Source organism: Candidatus Hydrogenedentota bacterium, assembly GCA_013359265.1.
Classification (GTDB): Bacteria; Hydrogenedentota; Hydrogenedentia; order Hydrogenedentales; family SLHB01; genus JABWCD01.
The window spans coordinates 1-20,722 of the sequence record JABWCD010000040.1 but is presented as its reverse complement, the minus strand read 5'-3'; the positions used below and the strand labels follow the sequence as shown (position 1 = coordinate 20,722).

The following is a 20,722-nucleotide window of genomic DNA, read 5'->3' as shown; positions in this document are numbered from 1 at the left end:
GGAGGAAGTAGCCGCGAAAGAGCGCGGGGAACGCATAGGTAGTCGGAGTCGGGTGGCGAGTGGCGCGGTACGTGGGAATCGGGGGCTGACGGTTCCGGCGGGTATGTCGTGAGCATGGGTTGACGCGTGAGGATTGCGACGACGATTCGCAGCACTCCATGTGAATGGTGGAGGGGGCGCGTTTTTTTTGACGGAACAGGGGGGTGGTTGAGCCGAAATCTTTGTAACCTCAGTGATTTCGTGGAGGCGTCCGATTTCGCACCGGGTGCAGGGGGGTACTCGACAATTTGACGATTCAAGGGGGTGTCGGGTTAAGAGGGTCGTTACTGCTGATTTCATGGACGTCTCCGATTCTGGATCCTGGGGGCGGTGTTGAGGCAGGGCACGAAGCTGATTCCGCGCTCCGCGAGAGCAATGCTCCCCTATATGATAGCCCAGCGGGTTGCAGTCGGGAGGAGGAGTCGGCAGTCAGAAGTCAGGAGTCAGAAGTCAGAAGTCAGGAGTCAGAAGTCAGGAGTCAGAAGTCAGAAGTCAGAAGTCAGAAGTCAGAAGTCAGGAGTCAGGAGTCAGGAGTCAGAAGTCAGAAGTCAGAAGTCAGAAGTCAGAAGGACGTACCATGGAAAGCGCGGATTCGAGGCTGGCGCTGCAGTTGGTTGGGAGCAGAAGATGGTAGCGCCAACTTTGGGAAACGAGGGTGATTTGGTTGACGGGAGACAGGAGGGGATCGCCGAGCTTGAGTTCTGTTGGGCACGAATTAACCCCTGTTTGGTTGACATGGGTTATGAGCAAATGCGAAGGTCCGGGAAGTCGCGTTTGAGGCTTGTTTGCAAGACGAGGGGTTTTGATGGAAAGGCGCAGTTTTGGCCTGGATCAGTCAATATAGAACTAGAACGACAGATTTCACGAATTACGCAGATGAAGAATTGTTTGTGGGCGGAGGGAAGCCGGGGGTAAGGGTTGCGGCGATGGGGGTCAGATGGGCGCTCTCGGGTTCGCTCGCGGGCAGAAGTGATGGGGGCGTGAGTTTGATGACGGGCTGTGTGCAGAGGGCGCAGCGTCTTGTTGCCCGGGAGCGGCCTCTATTTCACGTGGCCAGCGCGTTGCCCCAGGACGGTCGTCGTACTCCACCAACCTCGACGGGGCGACTTTGCGAGTTCGCGTCGAATTGATTGCGCTTGTGTATCTGTGTTGGAGTACTGTAATTCGTAGTCTGTCCCTGAATTCGAACGGCCTCGCGTACCCTGCGCCGAATACGGTGTTGTCGGATTCAGTTGGTTGAAGAAGCGCAGATCGGCTACACGGAATACGGATCGTAAAATGTTCGCACGACCTTGCAGTTCGTGCCGCCGGCGTTTTTACACGTTTTTTTGGCCTGTTTCTTGGCCTTCTTCCTCGACGCCTTCTCCCACGTAATCCCCGAGTGCCCTGAGTTGTCTTGTGCGATCGCCCCCCAGCCGAGGGTATCCACGCGCGTAATACGATGATTGCAGTCAGTGCCGCCCCTCGACTTGCAGTCGAGCTCGCCAGCGGCCCTGGCCGCATCGCCGGTCGTGCCTACGCCGACACCCCAGATCGAGGCGTCGTTGCTATCTTGCCAAATCGAGTTTGCGGCCCACACCTGCGTAGCGGCAATGGCGACGCACACGAGTGCGGCAACCGGCACGGCAAACAAGGACACCCCATCGAACTTCCGGCTAGCGTTTCGCATGGATGCAAACATGTCTCTTTCTCCTCGGAGATTCGACTTGCATTGGCGGCCGTACTTCACGAACTGCACCGGCGCGCGGGACGCCGCGCTTTCAGCCTCAAGGCGGCGAAGCCAATTATAGTACAGAATTCGAGTAATCCTACTCAAAATAACAGATGGCTGTTTGAATTCCCCGCCTGAATTCCCCCCTTGCGTTTTGCGGGAAAGTTTCACGTCGTAGGGCTGCGCGTTGGGAAGGAAGTCGTGTGGCTGATTCCACAATTGCGCGGTTGCGCCCGATTTTGCCTTACCGAACGGGTTGTCCTATGCTGGTAGTGAGTACGAGGGCTCGGGTATGACAAGCCAAGCCGACGAACTACGCCGGGAGATCGACTACCTCATGGGGCGAGTCAAGGACTTGTCCCACCGACTGGAGCGATTCGAGAAAGCGTCCGCGGAGCCTGCTGCCCCGCGTGCATCGCAACAGGAATCCGTGGCATCCGAGGTTCCGCCGCCCCTACCCGAATTATCGGCACCGCTTCCGCCACAAGCGCCCGCCGCACCGGCAAGAACCGAGCCAGCCATTGGTACCCGGATAAGACCCATCTTGCCGTCGGGCTGGGAGATGTCGCTCGGCACCTATCTGCTGCCCCGAATTGCGTTGGTCTTGGGCGCGATAGCCGCAGTGTACTTTCTCGGCACCGCGATGGAACGTTGGGGGCCCCACACCCGAGTCGCTATCGGATACGCCGTATGCCTTGGGTTTCTTGGCACGGGATGGTGGCTGGAGGGGCGTTATCCGTTGTACGCGCGCATTCTGTATTCGGGCGGACTGGCAATGAGCTACTTCGTTACCTTCGCCGCCCATTTCATCGAGTATGCGCGAATCATCGAGAGCATCGCGCTGGGTCTGGCGCTGCTTGCGGTGGTGGTGGTGTTCTGGGCATTCGTCGCGCACATTCGGCGTTCCATCACCGTGGCGTATCTTGTCACGTTTCTCGGCCATCTCACCGTCATGCTCGCAACCATACGCGGCGAACATCTCGCGCCGTATTCGATCGCCGGCATCGTGGTACTTGCACTTGGCAACGCCTACTTTTTGCTGCGGCACCGATGGTACTACGTGGCGGTACTTGGCCTTGCGGGCTGCTATGCGAACCACGTGGTGTGGGCGCTTACTGTTGAATCCCGCGGGTTGGCGCGGGACTTCTGGATTTCGACGGGATTCCTGGCGTCGTACTTTGCGATTTACGCCGTGACCGAGTTTTTCACGCCGGAAGCCGTCCGCCGCAAAGCCGTGCCGACGTGGTTCAGGACGTTATTCTTGACGGCCAACTCCGCCGCGTTCTTCGCTATAGGTTCCGCGACGGTATATCACTTCGAGAACTATTCACGCGGGCATCAGGATATTTTCAGTTTCTGTTTTGCGTTGGCGTTGACGCTGTTGGGCCTTGCTTATCTCCGGTGGCGCGAACGCGATCCCCTTTTCAATGCGTACCTTGCCAAGGCCGTCACGGTCGCCACGCTTGGCCTTGCCGCGCGTTACGGGAGCGCCGGCGGCGAGCACGCGGAATTGTCGCCGTGGCTCGCGGTCGAGACGGTCGCACTTCTGTATTCGGCACGCCGGTCCGGTCTCGTGGTGACCCGTGTGCTGGCGTTTTTCGTTGCTTTAGTAGCATTTTTCTATACCGCATTCGTGACTTTTGCCCTTCCAGCCGCGGCGTATGGAAGCGACTTATATTGGCGATTCGTTGTCCAGAGTCTGTTGACGGTAGCGGGGTTCCTCGTCGCGTCGGTGTTATACCAGCGTACCGATTGGTCAATTCGGTCACCGCGAACGCTGCCTGTGGCGCAAGAGACGCTTGGCCTCTTTTGGCAACTTGATTTGATAAGCGAGCGTCCGCCCGGCGCGATGCCAAGACCGTATGGCGGGCTGCAATTTCCTTTCATATACGCGATTGGTGGCGCTGTTCTGTACGTGACCTGGCTTCGAGTGCTTTTCGCTGACGGCGACCGATCATTGCCGCTCGCCGTATTGACGTTCGCGCTCACGTTGACCGCGGCATGGCTGGCGTCACGTCCGCTCGGCCTTGCGGCAATGATTTTGAGTGTGACCACCTTGGCGTTGGGAACATACGAGATTAGCGCGGAACGAACCGCGCCAGCTTGGTTAGCGATGATGGCGACAGCCTTTATTTTCTCGTCCGCCGTTCGTTCGGATCGCCGGCTTGTGCAAACGAATGAAGGTCTGGTCTTTCACCAGCACGACGTTGGCGCGTATTTGCTCTACGCGGCAACGGGCCTGCTGGGTGGCTGCTTGCTTGTGCGAGAATTCACGGTGGCCGGGGCGCCAACCGCCCATGCCGCCGCCGCACTGGCCGGCGCCGCGTGTATTGCGGCGGCGCTGACGCAATTACTCCATCGCGGCGCGCTTACATGGACGGCCACCGGCCTACTGCTTTGGGCATCCTGGGCGTGGCTGATCGGCGGCGACCTGCGCACGCAGTACACCTGGCACTTCGTCGCATTCGCGGTTGCGATCATTGCGCTGTCCCTTGACCGGTATGTCGCGCGGTTGCGCCTGCAACAGGAGGTAGGGCCTGCAGGAAGCCTGCTAATCGTCGCGGCAGCCATCGTGCTCGCGCGTTACATTGACCTCGTCGCGGCGCCGGGCTACCGGTTCGCATGGTTCGCGCTGCTCGCCTTTGGTTTTCTCGGGTATGGTCTGGTCTATCGAGAGATAATTGCCGGCGCCGTGGCGATAATCGGCGCGGCATGCGCGTCGGTTTGGCTCGTCGATTACAGCTACACCCCTTCTCTCGCATGGCAAGCGCTGGTCGCTGACTCGCTGCTGCTGACCGCATTCTGGCTGACATGCGAACGGATAGCGGCCCGCTGGCGCAGCGACGGAAGCAACGCCGCGGTGTTGCCGCTTCGCGATTTGCTTCCGTATGCCGCCGCCGCCCTGCTCGTCCATCTGCCGTGGCGAGTGCCGCTTGAAGGCGCGTACCTTACCAGTTCGTGGACGGTCCTGGCTTTTCTACTGGTCGCCATCTCGTTGCCATTCCGCCAAGACCACTACCGATATGCCGGCCTCGCGGTGTTTGCCCTCGCCATTGGCCGCGCATTCGTGGACATAAACTCGGCGCTCAGCGGCTTCAACAAATCCGCCGCGTTCGCCGTGCTTTGCTTCGTCCTCCTTGTCGTGGCGTACGGTTATCACCGGGCCATGTTGCACATTACCGGTGGCCCCCACGGATTAGCGGGACAGAAATAAGACACACAACCAGGAAGTAGTAGTCGCGCCGCACTGCAACGCGATTGGAGCAATTCAAACTTGAGCTCACCGACTGTTTCGCGCTCCTGCTCCTGAGGCGTCATCGTGCTCGCACTCGATTCTCGAAAAGATCGAGTACGATGAGGAGCACGAGCACGCGGTGCACCCAACCTTGAAATGCGCTAGGCGTTTGGGCTGCGGATGGGTCGTGAAGTCTTCGGGCCGCAATTGAGCGTCGGGTGGCCGCGTGGCCGCCTTTCCAGGCGGCGCATTTGGGGGGAACAATGAGCACGCGTACCGCGGGGATTGTTTTGGCTGTTGCCATACGCGTGGCCGCGTCGGCCAGTGAAAGTAGCGTCGACCTATCGGCGCGCGCGGCGTTGCACCCGATTGTGCTGGAGCGGCCGGGGCCAGATTTTTTTGAAGGGGCGTTGTTGGGCAACGGCGGATTGGGCGCGGTCGTCACGACGCGTCCCGATGCGGTGGTCGTACACTTCGGGCACAACGACGTTTGGGACATTCGCATAGCGGAAGACAACCGCGAGAAGATTGGCACGTTCCAGGAAGTGTTCGCGAAGGTGAAGGCCATTCCGAGCGACGCGCCGAGTCTGGATACGGACCCGTGGTACCGCGAGTATCTGCGTATGTCGCGGGAGAATTACGACAAACCTTATCCGAGGCCGTTTCCCTGCGGGTCGCTGTTGTTGGGATTCGATCGGCGCCGTGTGGAGTTGTTGGGATACCGGCTCGATATTGCGACGGGCATGTGCGCGGTCAACCTTTTGATCGAGCGAGCGCCCGCGCGATTGCTGCTTTTCGTCGATATGGAGGCCGACCGGCTGTGGGCGCGGCTGGTTGATGCCGAGAGCAAACCGATTCCCAATTGCTTCGGGCGGGTGCGCCTGATTCCGGATCCGGACACGCCAACGGACATTCCGCCGTATCAAACGAGCGGGAATGAAGTCGAATCGACGCTTTCGTTTCGTCAGGTGTTGCCGTTCAACCGCCCGGTTGACGGCAAGCCCGGCGTAGCCAGCGAAAAGGACCGTGCGTTTCGATTGTCGGTACGGTCGAGCGGACGTCTCGTAGCGACAGAACGGTTGGATTGGGAGGGCCGTCCAGAGACGATGGGGTTGTTGGAGCGGTCGATACTTTCGTCCGATCCGTTTTTGGCGTGCGTGCAACTCGATGAAGGCCTCGCGGTGGACGTGGGCGAACCCGCGGGAAGGGTACCGGCTCCATCGAGCGATGCGTTCGCGTTGGCGGTGAAGCGCTCGGAGGATGTCTGGCAAGCGTACTGGGGCCGGTCGGGCATTGCCCTCGATGACGAGTCACTCGAGCGCGTCTGGTATTGGAACCATTACTTCCTGAACTGTTCCGCGAAGGCGGGGGTAAATTGCCCTGGCCTGTTCGCCAACTGGAGTTATCGCCGGATCGGCACAGCGTGGCACGGCGACTACCACATGAACTACAACGCGCAGCAGGCGTTCTGGCTGCCGTTCTCGAGCAACCGTGTCGAGAAGAACCTGCCGTACGTGGAACTGGTCGAGCGATTGCTGCCGGTCAGCCGGACATGGGCGCGCGAGTACTACGGTCTGCGCGGCGCGTACTTTCCGCACTCGGCGTATCCGGTCGAAATGACGATGTCGCCGTATCCCGTGCCGACGTGGGGATGGGAAATCTGCGAGACCCCGTGGACCGTCCAGGGACTGTGGTGGCACTACCTCTACACGATGGACGACGCGTTTCTGCGCGAGAGGGCGTTTGTGCCGATTCGCGATGCGGTGCTGTTTCTTGTGGACTATATGAAGCGTCCGGAAGCGCATGGACCGCAGTGGGGTGACGACAGGTACCACGTATTTCCGACGGTGCCGCCGGAACTGTATGGGCTGCGGCCCGGCTTCAAGTACAACCGCGATTGTTTGGTAGACTTGACGCTGATCAAGTTTGTGATGAAGGCGTACCTCGAGGCGACGCGGGTGCTCGATATTGAGAAGGGCGAGGAGGAGACGATTCGTGACGTGCGGGACATCCTCGACCACTTTCCCGAGTATCCGACCGCGGAGTCCCCGCGCGGACGCGTGTTTGTGTCGGTGCCGGGCGAGCACTCCGAGGTTGTGTACAACGTGCCGAACAGTCTCATGACGGTATTTCCCGGCGAGGACCACGGGCTGCATTCGCCAAAGGATGTGTTTGACATCCTGGTCAATTCGTATCGAAACCACCGGAACGAGGGCGGCAACGACCTGGTATTCCTCAATCTTCAGGCCGCGCGGCTTGGCTTGTTGGACTTGGAGCGTTTCAAGCGGCAAATCGACTATTGCCTGCTGGAAAACGGCACGTGCACCGACATGGTGATGCAAGTCCACGGCCGCTACGACGACACGACGCCGTTCGACTTCATGCGGCCAATGGGCATCTGGTTCGAGAATTTCGGATTACCGGTCGTGATCAACGAATGCCTGATGCAGAGTTACACAGGCACGATTCGCCTGTTTCCGAATTGGCCGCTCGACCGTGCGGCTTCTTTCGAGACATTGCGGGCGGTTGGCGCGTTTCTCGTGAGCGCGTCCTGCGCGAATGGAGAGGTGGAGCACGTGCGGATACTCAGCGAAGCGGGAAGCACGCTCCGACTCGTGAATCCGTGGAAATGCGCGGTCCGAGTATCGTCGGGCGCGGGCGCTACGACGGCGTCAGGCGAATTACTCGAAATACGCACGAAAGCCAGCGAACCGATTTACCTCGAGCCGGAGCCGGAAGCCAACTCTTAGAGCCTCTAACATTAATGCTGAAACCCCTTCAGGGTACATTCCCTAATGCGGGTGGTTGGTACCCAGGGTAGCCCCGCCTGCGTCGAAGCGACTTCGGCGGGCCAACCCCTAGGCTGCGCGCCGAAACCCCTTCGGGGTAAACGCAAAGACGTTATTATTGTTAGAGCCTCTTAGATTCTGCCGCCGCCGGGTATCGAAGCGACCTATTGCCGGAGTGAGGCGCGTTTACGCGGGCGATTGCATCAGCGCAAGAACGAGCGGAAATCCTCCGGCAGCGCTTCGAGCGCGGTGAGGTTGCCCAAGGCGGCGTAGCGCGCGGCGCGAACGGCCTCGAGCGCGGCCAGCGCCGTGGCGTCGCGCTCGCAGAGGGGCCGCAGGGCCAGTTCGGCGGCGCTCACCTGTGGCGCGATGGCGGGATCGAGCGGCATCAATCGACGCAGCCACAGTACGATGCCGCTGGCAAGCGCGCCCGGGTCTTCCTTCAGCGCAGGCACCAGCATCGGAATAAGACCCGCGCTGACCATTGCCTCGCGCAGCACGTCAGCGACGAGCGCCGCCCGTTGCAGCGTGTCTGGAGCGAATGCGGTGTACGCGTCGGACATCGCAGCCATCGCCTCGCCGACAAGATTGAGCTGAAGGTAGGTTGACACGCGCAACGAGTGGGCGCGCACGTGCTGAGCATCCCGCGCGATCGCGGATTCGCACGCTTCGATGGTTTCGAAGCGGCGCTCCTTCTTCAGATGGAGAATCGCCGCGTTATAGTGCGCGTCCGCGGCGAGCCGCCGCATGCTCTCGCCGGTTGCCGCGCTGCACGCTTCGGCGACTGCGGTATAGGCGGTCTGCGCTTCGTCTTCCTTGCCGAGTTGCGCGAGCGCGAACGCGGCGTTGAACTGCGCGCTTACAATCGCCTCGGTGAAGATGCTGTCGATGTCCTGCGGGGAACACGCGAGCAGCGCGCGGCATACGTCGAATGCGTCTCTACCGCGGCCGAGCGCGATCAGACTCGAGCTCTTGTTGACGAGGGCCATCGCGACGCATGCGAGCACGTTCGCGCGGCCGTCTTCGCCGTATTGCCGCACGAGCGCATCCGCCACGCCAATGGATTCTTCGTGGCGCCGCAGTCGCGCCAGCGCGTACGAAGTGTTCAGCAGCGCGCCGGCCGCGACTTCCGCCGATTCGCCCGAGCGCAAACGCCGGGCCAGTTCCTGAAACATGTCCAGTGCCGCGTCATAGTGGGCGCGTTTAAGATGCGACGACCCCCTGCGGAATAGTGAATCGTCGCTTTCAATTCCAAGAATGGGCGCCGTGTCTTCGAGTTCGAGCAACGCTTTGCGCGCCTCGGCAAGCGCCTGCATGCCGTTGATCGATGCTTCCGCGTGCGTAAACGCCACGAACGACGGTGGATCGGCCTTGCGTCCGTCCGCGGGGTCGCCTTCGACGTGCGCAACGTAGAACGACGCGGGCGTTGTCGGCACGTATGACTTAATCTGCGCGAGCGACTGTACGCGCCGCCAGGTGCGCGTCAGGGCGCTCGACTCTACGCGTGGCGCGGCGGGTTCCGGTTTGGCCGTCCGCAGGTGCGGTTCGGCCTCGGTCTGGTCTTTGAAGAGCACAAACGCGGGGGGGAGATTCAGTACCGGGTTCGGCTGCGCGCCGCGCGGGCTTTCCGCGGCCAGCGGTTCGGGCACGGGTTTCGACAGGGTCTCCAACACGTTCGCAGCGCGCGCCAGTTCGTCGTCGGCGTCGCTCGCCTGCAATGACTCGTCCGGCACCCCAGTGTCGTCGGCATCGGTCGATTCGATCCACAAGACGGTAGGCACTTCACGCACGCGGTCCGGCGTCCAGACGCCCGGTTGAAAGCGCGCCATCCAGTCGATTGTGTTGTGTATCAGGAACGGGTTCTCGCCCGTCGTCGTCGCAACTGCCTCCGCCACCTCGTGAAGGTCGGAACACGGCACGGATTCGCCCTTCAGCAGGCACGCGGCAAGGTACTGCGCGTCGTCGTGACTGAGCGGCGGCACGTCGAATTTCGAGAACGCGGCGTAGAGCGTGCTGCCCGGTTGGTCGCCGTAAGTGGCGCGTAACGCCTCATCGAGCTCGCCGGACCCGCTGATAACGCACCGCAGGCGCGGCCAATCGTTTGGAAACGCGGCAACCGCGTCGATGAAGCGGCGCGTGGTATCGCGCGCGCCCGATTGGTGCAACCGGTGTACGAACGCGCCGAACCCGTCAAGTATGAGCGTGGGCACGGTCGCGCCACTGTGCATGGAAGCGTGCTGGAGCGTGCCGTTGAGCACCATCGCCCAGGGCGCGGCGGGTTTGCCGTCCGTATTGGCCACGCCCAACTTCGTGTACCACTGGTCGACGCGGGCGTACCAATCGCGCGGAACGACACCGGCACGGCCCAGGGCCTGCGCGATGCGCCAGACCAATTCGGGTACGGTCTGGCAGGCGCCTGTATCGATGAGGACGGGTGATACCCAGTCGGGGTGCCTGGCTGCGGCAAGCTTGAGGGTCCACGTCTTTCCCATGTGGCGGGCGCCCGTGACGCAGACGCACCCGTCCCGGACCAAGTCCCAAAGGCGCGCGACGAGTTCTGCCCGGCCGACCACCAAGTCTGGCGCGCGCGACTCGTCCAGCGTTCCGACCAGGATCGGCAGCGCCTTCACTGCCCCGTGAATTGCCATAGTCCCAACCCCCCGTCCCAAGATTTGGCCAGCCTCCGCAGGCAGGCCATTAGGGAAGACTACGCGAAAATGTACAGCCCACACGTTACCGAAAGTAACACCGCCGTGGGAACGGCGGGTACTATATCCTGTGGGCAGATAACCGTCAAGTTCAAAATATCGAGCGATTTTATGGTTTTTATTGAATATGACCCCGGATGCGTTAACCGGCCAGCGCCGCTACCACCTTGTCGCCAAATTCCGACGTGCCGATGACCTGCGACTTGCCCTCCGGGTCTCGCAGGTCCGCCGTCGTGTAGCCGGCGCCAAACACGCTCCGCATCGCGTCCATGACGCGCTGCGCTTCTTTCTCCATGCCGAAGCTTTTCTCGAGCATGAGCGCCACGGACCCTATCATGGAGTAAGGGTTTGCCACGCCCTTCCCCGCGATGTCCGGCGCAGAGCCGTGGGAGGGCTCGTAGTAGGCCTTCTCTGGCCCGACGCAGGCGGAGGGCATAAGCCCCAGCGAACCCAGCAGACCGCCTCCGAGGTCGCTCAGGATGTCGCCAAACATGTTTTCCATCACCATCACGTCAAATTGGCGCGGGTTTAGAACGAGTGCGGTAGCGGCCGCATCGACAATCACGTGTTTGACCGTCACGTCCGAATACTCCGGGGCGACTTCGTCGAGCACTGTGTTCCAGAGAACGCTTGATTTCAGCACGTTGCTCTTGTGGATGTTGTGCAACACCTTTTTTCGTTTGCGCGCCTCCTTGAACGCGATGTGCATGATCCGGCGAATTTGGTCTTCGTCGTACTCGAGCACCTCGTTGACGTAGCGTTTGCCTTCGGCATTGCGCCCTTCTTCTTTGCGCCCGAAGTACAGGCCGCCGACGAGTTCGCGGATCATCATCAGATCGATGCCGCCCTCGACGACGCGCGGTTTGAGCGGCGAGAAGTGGGCCAATTCCGGCGGGAGATACACGGGGCGAAAATTCGCGAAGGTGTTGTAACGTCGGCGGAGCGGCAACAGTGCGCCGCGTTCGGGCTGTTCGTCGACCGGGATCTTCTGCGAGTCCGCGTGGCTAAGCCCGATCGGGCCTTTGAGAATCGCGTCCGCCTTGTCGCAGACCGCCTTCGTTTCGTCGGGAAACGCCTTGCCCGTATCGAAGTAGGCTTGCCCGCCGAACGGCGCGTACTGCAAGTCGAACGTCACGCCGGTATGTTGCTCGATCGCGCGCAAGACTTTCACCGCCTCACGCATGATCTCGGGGCCGATGCAATCGCCTTCGAGCATGGCGATGGTGTATCTCTTGGTCATGGAATTCCTTTCCGCGGAAAATAAGACTGCGAACACAAATCGCGAAATTGCGGGCAGCAGCGCAGCTACTTACGCCGAAGCTCCTCACGGACTACCCGCCGTACAACGTCTTCCAAACTGTCACGATCCTTAACTTGGCGTAACGCATCATTGATCAACGACTGATAGCCGGACGCGCCCGCCTTTGCTTTGAAATACTCGATTACACCGGTATCCAGCAGAATTGTGATTCGTTGCTTGCGCGTCGCTGGCTTGAAACCAATGCGGAATTTGGCCCGGTCCATGTCTGCCTGTGTCAACTCCGGGTACTCGTCGTACTCCGGCGGTACGTTTCTGACCATAGGCCCGCTTTTTTTAGAGGCGCGTAAAGAAGAGGATTTGTTCATATTGAGTTGCCTTGCGCATCGAAATGATGCGTACTGTGTTTCCTGTTTCTGTATGGACAATTAGGACGACCTGTCCGTTCAACAGTCCCGACGTAATCCAACGCTGTTCATAGTAATTCAGGCGGTCATCTTCAATTGTGAATGTCGGACCATCGAAAACCGCAGCGGCGTCGCGAAAATCGAGCTTGTGCTTGATAAGGTTTTGGCGCCGCTTTTCTTCGTGCCAAACGATTCTCATATGCGGTATTATGCATATAATCATGCATATATCAAATGTTTAGCGCATCCCGTTGGTCTACCTGCGCGATTCTCGAACGCAGTTCTCTCAATGTGTGCTCGAAGTCCTTGGGTGGCGGCGCGGTGAACTGCACACGTTCCCCCGTCGCGGGATGTTCGAATCCCAACAGTTCGGCGTGGAGCGCCTGGCCGTCGAGCGATTCGAGGGCCTTGCGTACTGCCGGCGAGACCTTCCAATCTGCGAAATCGGTGACGCCGTAGACAGGGTCGCCGAGTACCGGGTGCCCCGCGAAACGCAGGTGCACGCGAATCTGGTGGGTCCGGCCCGTTTCGAGGACGAGCGCGACGAGCGATGCCACACCGAAGGTCTCCAGCACTTCGAAGCGCGTTACGGCGTCGCGGCTGTTCAGGCCCGTTACCGTCATGCGATGACGGTCGTGCGTGCTGCGTCCGATGGACGCGCTGATGCGGCCCGCGGCGTCCCTGAACTCGCCGCGCACCAGCGCGAGATATCGGCGGTCGAAGGTGTGCTCGCGCGCCTGTTCTGACAGACTCGAGAACGCACGCGGCGATTTCGCGATTACCATCACACCGGACGTGTACTGATCCAGCCGGTGCACAATGCCTGGGCGCAACGCGTCTTCGCCGGGCCGCTGAAAATCCCTGCAATGATAGAGCACGGCGTTCACGAGCGTGCCGCCCGCGTGCCCCGGCGCGGGGTGTACCACCAGCCCGGACGGCTTGTTCACCACCAGTACGTCGGCATCCTCGAATAGAATGTCGAGCGGAATATTCTCCGGATCGAGGTGTGTGGTCACGGGCGGAGGCAATTCAGCCTCGACCCTGTCCCCCACGTTCATCATGCGCCCCGGTTTCGCGCAGACTTTGCCGTTCACAAGGGCTTTGCCGTCCTTGATCAGCTTCTTGACGAAAGAACGGGATGCGTCCTCGATGGCGCCTGACAGGAAGACATCGAGACGAAGCCCGGCGGTATCCTCGGAAACAGTCTCTTCAAGTTTCATCCATCTATCGTACATGCTACCGTAGTCCGGTTCGACTCCGAGGGGAAGGAAATCCATGAGACGGGTGCGCCGTATCGTCTTGTTTTCGGTGGCTGCCGTAATACTGATTATTGCGGTCTCATACTACGGTCTACTATGGCTCGCGCGGAGCGGTATGCCACAGCTTGACGGCGAGCTACGCGTTGCAGGGATCGTTAAAGGCGCGACGATCACGCGCGACACATGGGGCGTGCCGCATATCGAAGCAGAATCCGAGAGGGACGCCTATTTCGCGCTCGGTTACAGCATGGCGCAGGACCGCCTCTTTCAGATCGAGATGATGCGGCGGCTCGCGCAGGGCGAATTATCGGAGATATTGGGGCCGGTCACGTTGGATATTGACAAGGCGATGCGCACCCTGCGGTTGCGGCCGAAGGCGGAGGAGAACGTGAAACTATTGCGCGAGCGCTTTCCAGAGGCGTTTAGCGCGGCAGAGGACTTCCTAAAGGGCATCAATGAGTACGCCTCGCATGGGCCAGCGCCGTTCGAATTCACGGTGCTCGGCATTCCGCGCCGCACCTACACACTTACGGACAGCCTGTGCATTGCGGGCATACTGCCGATCACGTTCTCGTACGGCCCGCGGCAAGATGCGATGTACAGCATCGTGCAACAGAAGTTCCCGGACCTCGATGTATCGCTTCTATTTCCCGGCTATTCGCAGGAGATACCGACGACAATCATGGAATCGCGCGAGGAGGCGGAAGCGATCCTGCGCGAACGTGGCATGTGGCCGCCGAAAGGCACGCGCGCGCCAGTGCAACAGGCCACGGCGGCGCTGCAACCGTTCGTCGATCAATGGCAGAAAGTCGCCGATTTGCTTGGCAACCACATGGGCAGCAACTCATGGGTGCTCGGCCCTTCGCGCACTGCCGGTGGGGGTGCGCTGCTCGCGAACGATCCGCACATCGGGTTCACGAACCCGTCGATCTGGTACGAGGCGCACGTGACGTACGACGGCTTCGATTTGTATGGCTACTACCTTCCGCTCATTCCCATCGCGCTGCTCGGGCACAACCGCGACATCGGATGGGGCTTGACGATGTTCGCGAACGACGACGTCGACTTGTACGTGGAAACGATCGATCCATCGAATCCCAATCGCGTGATGTACAAGGGAGAATGGACGGAGCTAAAGGTCGAGCGCGAGACTTTCAAGGTGCGTTTCGGCGAGGACGTGGAGCACGAGGTCCGCACTTCGCCGCACGGCCCCATCATTACGCCGTTGCTCGAGAAATACGAGGACTACAGCGGCCCGCCGGTTTCGCTGTATTGGGTGTGGCAACATGTCGATTACACGGACATCGCGGCGTTTTACCGGATGGCGCGCGCGAAGGATTACGACGCGTTCGCCGAGGCGGTGTCTCTTGTCACGTCGCCGGGCGTGAACGTGTCGTACGCCGACCGCAAGGGCGACATCGCATGGTGGGCGGCGGGCAAACTGCCGATTCGCCCAGCGCACGTAAACAGCAAGGCGCTGCTCGATGGCGCGTCGGGAAACGACGAGCCGCTGGGCTTCCTCCCCTTCGACCAAAACCCGCACTTGAAGAATCCGCCCTGCGGCTACATCGTCACCGCGAACAACAAATCGAGTGTGCGCCCATTCGGTCCCATTGCAGACCTCCCCGGCTACTGGCAGCCTTGGGACCGCGCGGAACGCATCGAGCGGATGATTGAAACGAAAACGTCGTGGAGCGTACAGGACACGAAGCGCCTGCAAACAGACGATGTCGGCGTGGCCGCGCCGGAGATTGCCGCCGCAGTCGCGGCGGTGTTGGGCGATCGGAAGGGGGAATTATCGGCGACAGAGATCGAGATGTTGGACCGCTTGACAAAGTGGGATGGCTCGCATACCGCGGACTCAATCGAGCCGACGGTCTACACCTATCTCTGCGACGCGATACTTTCTCAGACGGTCGGCGACGAGCTCGGTCCGAACAATCTCGCCGTGTATAGCACGCTGGGCGACGCGTGGTGCTTTCTGCGCTACGTTGTCCATCGCGACGATTCGCCGTTCTGGGACAATCGCGGCACACCCGGCAGCGTCGAAACGCGCGCGGATATTTTTGTTGCCGCCATGCACGAGGCCGTCAATCGTATCGAATTGGCTCATGGGAAAGACCGCGCCAATTGGACCTGGGGCGAAGACCACACGATCACGTACACGCACCCGCTCAGTTACATTCCCATTGTCGGTGCGTTGTTCAACATCGGCCCCTTCGACGCCTCCGGCGGCGCGCAGACCATCAACAACCTGCTTTATCCGCACGGGACCTTTGACCACAAGATCATCGCGGGCCCTTCGACGCGCCGGATCATCGACTTCGCCGATCCGGAACACAGTCACACAATTTTGCCGACAGGCAACTCGGGCCATTGGTTGGACCCACACTACGACGATCAGGCGGAAATGTTTATCAAGGGCGAGTACCGAAATGCTGCGCTGACGGTGGAACAAATCTCATCCACGAAAGCCCATATTCTACGGCTATTGCCACGGTAAATAGTGTAGCCAGTATGGTTATTCGTCTTTCGCCAGCAGTTCGGCCGCATCTTCGAGCAGCACTGGCAAATCCCTCTGAATGATGTCCCACACGATTCCCTCGTCCACGCGGTCGTAATCGTGAGCGAGGATGTTCCGGAATGCGATGATGCGCCGATAGTTGCGTATCGATTCTAGTAGGGAAGAATCATTCTTTCCAAGCCGGTTCAATGCCTCGCCGACTATCTCGAACTGGCGTTCGACCGCCGACCGCAGAAGAAGGCTCCCGGCGAAGTCATGCTCATTTTTCTCAGCGGTGAATTGTTGGATGTGCTGCCCCGCTTGCAGGATTTCCGACAGCAGGGCTTTCTCATTAAGCCGCATAGAGGGTTGAACGATTGACCCGGATGGCGTCAAGAAAGTAGGGATTTCGTACAGCGCGCACACAAACAAGGTCAATGGGTCTTTGCAGAAGAGTCTCTAGTTGTTCCAACAATCCGAAATAGGCATCGGCACGGCGGCCACTGGGCAGCGGAAGAAACTCGACGAGAAGATCGATATCACTCGATTCCGTGTCAAACGCGTCCGACAACGCCGATCCAAACAAATCCAATTGCTTAACGTGATACTGCCTGCAAAGCGAGAGAATCGATTTCTGATTTTCTATAACCGTGTTGTGCATAATTGGTACCCGGTCCACAAAAGGCATTATATCATTCTCATAGAATCTTCGCCGTTCGCGCAAATCCCGCTGCCAACGCTTTGTATGCTTCCTGGTATTCCATAAACCATGCATCGTACACCGTTCCGTTCGTTGAAATCGGATTGCATTGATCGATCACCTTGACGATCGCGTCACAGGCTTCTTCAACGGACTTGTACAGTCCAGTTGAAACCGTGGCGAGCAGGGCCGCGCCGTATGCGGGTCCTTCGTCGATGTTTGTGGTGACAAGCGGCGTCTTGTTTACGTCCGCCTGAATTTGGCGCCATAACGGGCTGCGCGCGCCGCCGCCGGACGCGCGAACTTGAGTGATCGCAACGCCCATCTCGCGCATGATTTCGAGGCTGTCGCGCATGGCGAACGCCACGCCTTCGAGCACCGCGCGGGCCATGTGTGCGCGCGTGTGTTTGAGCGACAGCCCTATGAACGCGCCCTTCGCGTACGGGTCCTTGTGCGGCGTTCGTTCGCCGCTGAGGTACGGCAGAAATATCAGTCCTTCCGCGCCGGGCGGGATGGTCCCCGCCGCTTCGATAATCAATTCGTACGGGTCCTTACCGACTTCGGCGGCGATCGATTTTTCGACGGGACACAGCGCGTCGCGAAACCAGCGTAACGAACCGCCCGCACTCAGCACGACGCCCATCACATGCCACTTGCCGGGCACCGAATGGCAGAACGTGTGCACGCGCCCCTGCGGATCGAGGCTGATTGAGTCGGCGAACGCGAACACCACGCCGCTCGTACCAACGGTCGACGAGATTACGCCCTTGCGCACGATGCCATTGCCGACTCCCCCCGCCGCCTGATCGCCGCCGCCGGCAACGACGGGAATGCCCGCCGGCAAGCCCGTAAGTTCCGCCGCTTCCTTCGACAGCGTCCCCGTTACTTCGGGCCCTTCGTATGCGCGCGGCATGAACGATGCATCGATGCCGAGCAGGGACATGAGGTCCTTGTGCCATGTGCGCTCCTTTACATCGAACAGCAAGGTGCCGGACGCGTCCGCGACGTCCGTGGCGTATTCGCCCGTCAATGCCCAGCGGACGTAGTCCTTCGGCAACAGGACCTTTTTGAGCTTTTCGTAGTGGTACGGTTCGTTGTCCCTCAGCCAAAGAATCTTCGGCGCGGTGAACCCGGTCAACGCGGGGTTACACACCATCTCGATGAGCTTCCGCTCGCCGACTTTCGAGGTAATCGCCTCGCACTGCGGCGCGGTACGGTTGTCGCACCAGAGCAGCGCATTGCGCAGTACGTTGTCGTTCGCGTCGAGAAACACGGAGCCGTGCATCTGCCCCGTCAGGCCGATGCCCTTCACGTCCGCCACGTTCACGCCGTTTGCGCGCGCGAGTTGCGTCAGCGCGCCGAAGGCCGCCTTCAGCCATTCGGCCGGGTCCTGCTCAGCCCATCCCGGTTTCGGCGTCAACAGCGGGTATTCGACCAGCGCCGACGCGACGAGTTCGCCCTTCTCGTTGATAGCGACGGCCTTTGTGCCGCTGGTGCCGACGTCCACTCCAAGGATAATTGGCATGTGAAGCTCCCCGTTGTCCTCGATAAAAAGAAAAGCGCAGGGCCGATTGTTCAGCCCTGCGCTTTGGATTCGCAAGTCACGCGAGAAACATTACTCGTCGGATTGCAACGCTGCCGCCCGCGCGATCGCTTTCGCCAGTTTGCGGCGACGCTTTTCGCTGGGCTTTTCGTAGTGCTTCATTTCCTTAAGGCGTTGCATGATGCCTTCTTTGTTGCACTTTTTCTTAAACCGCCGAAGGGCCTTTTCGAATGGCTCGTCGGACTTGACGCGCACTTTCGTCACGTCGCTTCAACCTCCCCTCTGTCGAAAGTATGTGGAAAAACGGTTGGGGTGACAGACGCTCCCGGCCGGCCATCGGCGCCCAGGGCATCAAACGGGTCTGTAACCAGCCCCATATTTTAGCAGACAGGCGGTTATCAGTCAATGAAAGCGCGGGCTTCGTTACTTCCCGATGCAAAAGCTGGAGAATATCCGATCTAGCACGTCGTCAGGGGTCGTTTCGCCGGTAATCTCGCCGAGGGCGTCGAGTGCCTCGCGCAGGTCGATACTCAAGAATTCGGGGGACGCACCGTAGTTTTGCAGCATCCGTTCGAGCGCTTCTGCCGCGCGCCGCACGGAGTCCTTTTGGTGTACGCGCGTAATCAGGCCCTGGTCCGGCGCAACCGCGCCGCCGCCTAAAAGAAGCTTCCCCAGGGCATCTTCGAGACCGTGCAGCCCATCTCCCGTCTTCGCGGAAACGCGGCAGGCTACGGCGGGCCACTTGTTCTCGTCAATGCCGGCGTGGGCCGGGAGGAGGTCGGATTTGTTCAACGCCAGGATCGTGGGCCGGCCGAGCGCAGCGGATTCTTGAAGGATGTCCCTATCGCCGTCATTCAGCGGCTCCGATACGTCCAGCACAACCATGATAATGTCGGCATTTTCCAACGCGGCGCGCGCGCGTCCAATGCCGATTTGTTCGACTTCGTCGCTCGATTCGCGCAACCCGGCGGTATCGCTCAACCGAACGGGTACGCCCGAAATGGTGATGACCTCTTCGAGCAGGTCCCGCGTTGTTCCGGGAACGGAAGTCACGATCGCGCGAGCGTCGCGCAGCAGCGCATTGAACAAACTCGATTTTCCCACATTGGGCCTGCCCACGATCGCCACGCTTGCGCCTTCGCGGTACAGTCTTCCCGCTTCCGCCGTTGCCAACAGTTCGCGCATGCGCGCGAGGGCGTCGTCCAACCGCGAGCGCAGTGCGGAATCCACCAACTCCGGCAGGTCGTCATCCGGAAAGTCGATTGCGGATTCGACACGCGCCAGGGCGTCAATCAGGACCTCTCGCAGCTCACGAATTGATCGCGACAGCACACCGTCCGCCGCGGCGGACGCCGCGCGCAATGCGGCATCGGTCCGCGCTTGAATACGATCGATGACGGCTTCGGCCTGTACGAGGTCGATGCGGCCGTTAAGGAATGCGCGTTTGGTGAACTCACCGGGCGTGGCAAGACGCGCCCCTCGCGACAACACCAACTCCAGCACCGTGCGCAGCGGCGCGGCACCGCCATGGCAATTGATCTCGACCACGTCTTCTGCGGTGTAGCTGTGCGGCGCGCGCATGACGTGCACCAGCGCTTCGTCGATCGCGCCGCGCGCATCGCGAATCGTCCCATGAAACACGCGTCCTCGCGCGGTGCGAATGTCGCGCCCGCGCGAGGACACGAAAACCGAGTGCACTATCGAAATCGAATCCGGACCGCTCAGCCGCACAATCCCGATCCCGCCTTCGCCCGGCGGCGTCGCGATAGCGGCGATCGTGTCGTCAGGAGTCCTGCGGTCCACTTTCAACCGCGTCGCTCGGCGCTGCCGGCGCTTCGGGACGCGGTCCCCGGCCACGCCCGCCACGTCGGCTACGCCGACGCCGGCGTGGCGCACCGTTTCCGTCGCCATGTTGGTGCTCGCCGTCACCGTCCGGCGCGCTCTGCGCCCGCGCCTGGTTCTGCCTGTCGAAGATATTGCGCGGTTTGTGCTCGCGCGGTTCTCCGCCACGCTGCCCGCGATCACTGCGTGGACCACGCCCGCGCGGCGCACGGTCGCCGTCGGCCCGTTCGTCCTTTGGCGCGATCACAACGTGCCTGTCGCCGGCATCGCCGACGCTGAATGTTCGAATCGTGTCGTCGCCCTCGAGGGCCATGTGAATGACGCGGCGCTCCTGCGACCCCATGGGCTTGGTGCGCTGGCGGCGGCCCGTCTCGCGCGCGCGTTCGGCGAGCCGGTGCGCGAGTTCCTCGAGCGCTTCCTGCCGGCGGTCGAGATACCCCTCGATATCGATCGTAATGCGATCTTTGTCGTCGCCTTCCGTTTTCGGGCTCATTCGGTTCACTAAATACTGGAGCGATTCCAGACTGCGCCCCTTGCGGCCAATCAGGATCGCCGAATCAGGCGACTCGATCTTGATGCTCACCGCGCCCGCCTCGTCGGTCGCGCTCGAGATCGTCGCCTCGATTCCCATGCGCTGGACGATCTCGCGCACGAGCGCTTCCGCTTCCGTGTCGGGCGGACCGGCGTAGACGCGCGGGGCCGGCGCGGGCTTGCGCGGCGCCGGCGCC

General features: G+C 60.7%; 14 protein-coding genes. 3 read left to right on the top strand and 11 right to left on the bottom strand.

Annotation, left to right across the window (positions count from 1 at the left end; genetic code table 11):
* Positions 1 to 1,294: 1,294 nt before the first annotated feature.
* Positions 1,295 to 1,720: a DUF4189 domain-containing protein gene (locus HUU46_24430; GenBank protein NUM56788.1), complete on the bottom strand. Its 426-nt coding sequence runs from the start codon at positions 1,718 to 1,720 to the stop codon at positions 1,295 to 1,297.
* A 574-nt stretch (positions 1,721 to 2,294) separates the two neighbouring features.
* Here HUU46_24430 and HUU46_24425 point away from each other — a divergent pair.
* Positions 2,295 to 4,964, top strand: a complete 2,670-nt coding sequence (locus tag HUU46_24425) for a DUF2339 domain-containing protein (GenBank protein NUM56787.1) — start codon at positions 2,295 to 2,297, stop codon at positions 4,962 to 4,964.
* Between the two features lie 284 nt (positions 4,965 to 5,248).
* Positions 5,249 to 7,735 (top strand): hypothetical protein, encoded by a 2,487-nt coding sequence (locus HUU46_24420; protein NUM56786.1) that lies wholly within the window; start codon positions 5,249 to 5,251, stop codon positions 7,733 to 7,735.
* Positions 7,736 to 7,977: 242 nt separating this feature from the next.
* Here HUU46_24420 and HUU46_24415 read toward each other — a convergent pair whose 3' ends face one another.
* The 5 genes from HUU46_24415 to HUU46_24395 all read right to left on the bottom strand — a co-directional run bounded on the left by HUU46_24415 (position 7,978) and on the right by HUU46_24395 (position 13,367).
* The gene (locus tag HUU46_24415; GenBank protein NUM56785.1) at positions 7,978 to 10,422 is read right to left on the bottom strand and encodes a hypothetical protein; all 2,445 of its coding nucleotides are present in this window, start codon (positions 10,420 to 10,422) and stop codon (positions 7,978 to 7,980) included.
* A gap of 202 nt (positions 10,423 to 10,624) precedes the next feature.
* Entirely contained in the window at positions 10,625 to 11,722 is a 1,098-nt protein-coding gene (gene leuB, locus HUU46_24410) for a 3-isopropylmalate dehydrogenase (protein NUM56784.1), read from the bottom strand.
* 65 nt (positions 11,723 to 11,787) lie between these two features.
* Complete coding sequence (locus HUU46_24405) at positions 11,788 to 12,063, bottom strand: BrnA antitoxin family protein (GenBank protein ID NUM56783.1); 276 nt, start codon at positions 12,061 to 12,063, stop codon at positions 11,788 to 11,790.
* Positions 12,064 to 12,076: 13 nt separating this feature from the next.
* Complete coding sequence (locus tag HUU46_24400) at positions 12,077 to 12,346, bottom strand: BrnT family toxin (protein NUM56782.1); 270 nt, start codon at positions 12,344 to 12,346, stop codon at positions 12,077 to 12,079.
* Positions 12,347 to 12,377: 31 nt separating this feature from the next.
* Positions 12,378 to 13,367: an RluA family pseudouridine synthase gene (locus HUU46_24395; protein ID NUM56781.1), complete on the bottom strand. Its 990-nt coding sequence runs from the start codon at positions 13,365 to 13,367 to the stop codon at positions 12,378 to 12,380.
* 55 nt (positions 13,368 to 13,422) lie between these two features.
* Between HUU46_24395 and HUU46_24390 the strand changes: the two genes are divergently transcribed.
* Entirely contained in the window at positions 13,423 to 15,909 is a 2,487-nt protein-coding gene (locus tag HUU46_24390) for a penicillin acylase family protein (protein ID NUM56780.1), read from the top strand.
* A gap of 18 nt (positions 15,910 to 15,927) precedes the next feature.
* On the opposite strand, the gene HUU46_24385 is transcribed toward HUU46_24390, so the two are convergent.
* The 5 genes from HUU46_24385 to HUU46_24365 all read right to left on the bottom strand — a co-directional run.
* A complete protein-coding gene (locus tag HUU46_24385) occupies positions 15,928 to 16,305 on the bottom strand; it encodes a DUF86 domain-containing protein (GenBank protein ID NUM56779.1) in 378 nt (125 codons plus the stop codon).
* A complete protein-coding gene (locus tag HUU46_24380) occupies positions 16,262 to 16,570 on the bottom strand; it encodes a nucleotidyltransferase domain-containing protein (protein ID NUM56778.1) in 309 nt (102 codons plus the stop codon). Before HUU46_24380 ends, HUU46_24385 begins: the two co-directional genes overlap by 44 nt.
* 37 nt (positions 16,571 to 16,607) lie before the next feature.
* Positions 16,608 to 18,134 (bottom strand): xylulokinase, encoded by a 1,527-nt coding sequence (gene xylB, locus HUU46_24375; GenBank protein NUM56777.1) that lies wholly within the window; start codon positions 18,132 to 18,134, stop codon positions 16,608 to 16,610.
* Positions 18,135 to 18,224: 90 nt separating this feature from the next.
* Entirely contained in the window at positions 18,225 to 18,416 is a 192-nt protein-coding gene (rpsU, locus tag HUU46_24370; protein ID NUM56776.1) for a 30S ribosomal protein S21, read from the bottom strand.
* Between the two features lie 1,519 nt (positions 18,417 to 19,935).
* Positions 19,936 to 20,722: KH domain-containing protein (locus HUU46_24365; protein NUM56775.1), on the bottom strand; the 787-nt coding region annotated here is incomplete at its 5' end.

Bases quoted from the DNA above. Each gene is read 5' to 3' on its own strand.
- HUU46_24430 (NUM56788.1), bottom strand. From the start codon at position 1,720: ATGTTTGCATCCATGCGAAACGCTAGCCGGAAGTTCGATGGGGTGTCC.
- HUU46_24420 (NUM56786.1), top strand. From the start codon at position 5,249: ATGAGCACGCGTACCGCGGGGATTGTTTTGGCTGTTGCCATACGCGTG.
- HUU46_24415 (NUM56785.1), bottom strand. From the start codon at position 10,422: ATGGCAATTCACGGGGCAGTGAAGGCGCTGCCGATCCTGGTCGGAACG.
- leuB (NUM56784.1), bottom strand. From the start codon at position 11,722: ATGACCAAGAGATACACCATCGCCATGCTCGAAGGCGATTGCATCGGC.
- HUU46_24405 (NUM56783.1), bottom strand. From the start codon at position 12,063: ATGGTCAGAAACGTACCGCCGGAGTACGACGAGTACCCGGAGTTGACA.
- HUU46_24400 (NUM56782.1), bottom strand. From the start codon at position 12,346: ATGAGAATCGTTTGGCACGAAGAAAAGCGGCGCCAAAACCTTATCAAG.
- HUU46_24395 (NUM56781.1), bottom strand. From the start codon at position 13,367: ATGAAACTTGAAGAGACTGTTTCCGAGGATACCGCCGGGCTTCGTCTC.
- HUU46_24390 (NUM56780.1), top strand. From the start codon at position 13,423: ATGAGACGGGTGCGCCGTATCGTCTTGTTTTCGGTGGCTGCCGTAATA.
- HUU46_24380 (NUM56778.1), bottom strand. From the start codon at position 16,570: ATGCACAACACGGTTATAGAAAATCAGAAATCGATTCTCTCGCTTTGC.
- xylB (NUM56777.1), bottom strand. From the start codon at position 18,134: ATGCCAATTATCCTTGGAGTGGACGTCGGCACCAGCGGCACAAAGGCC.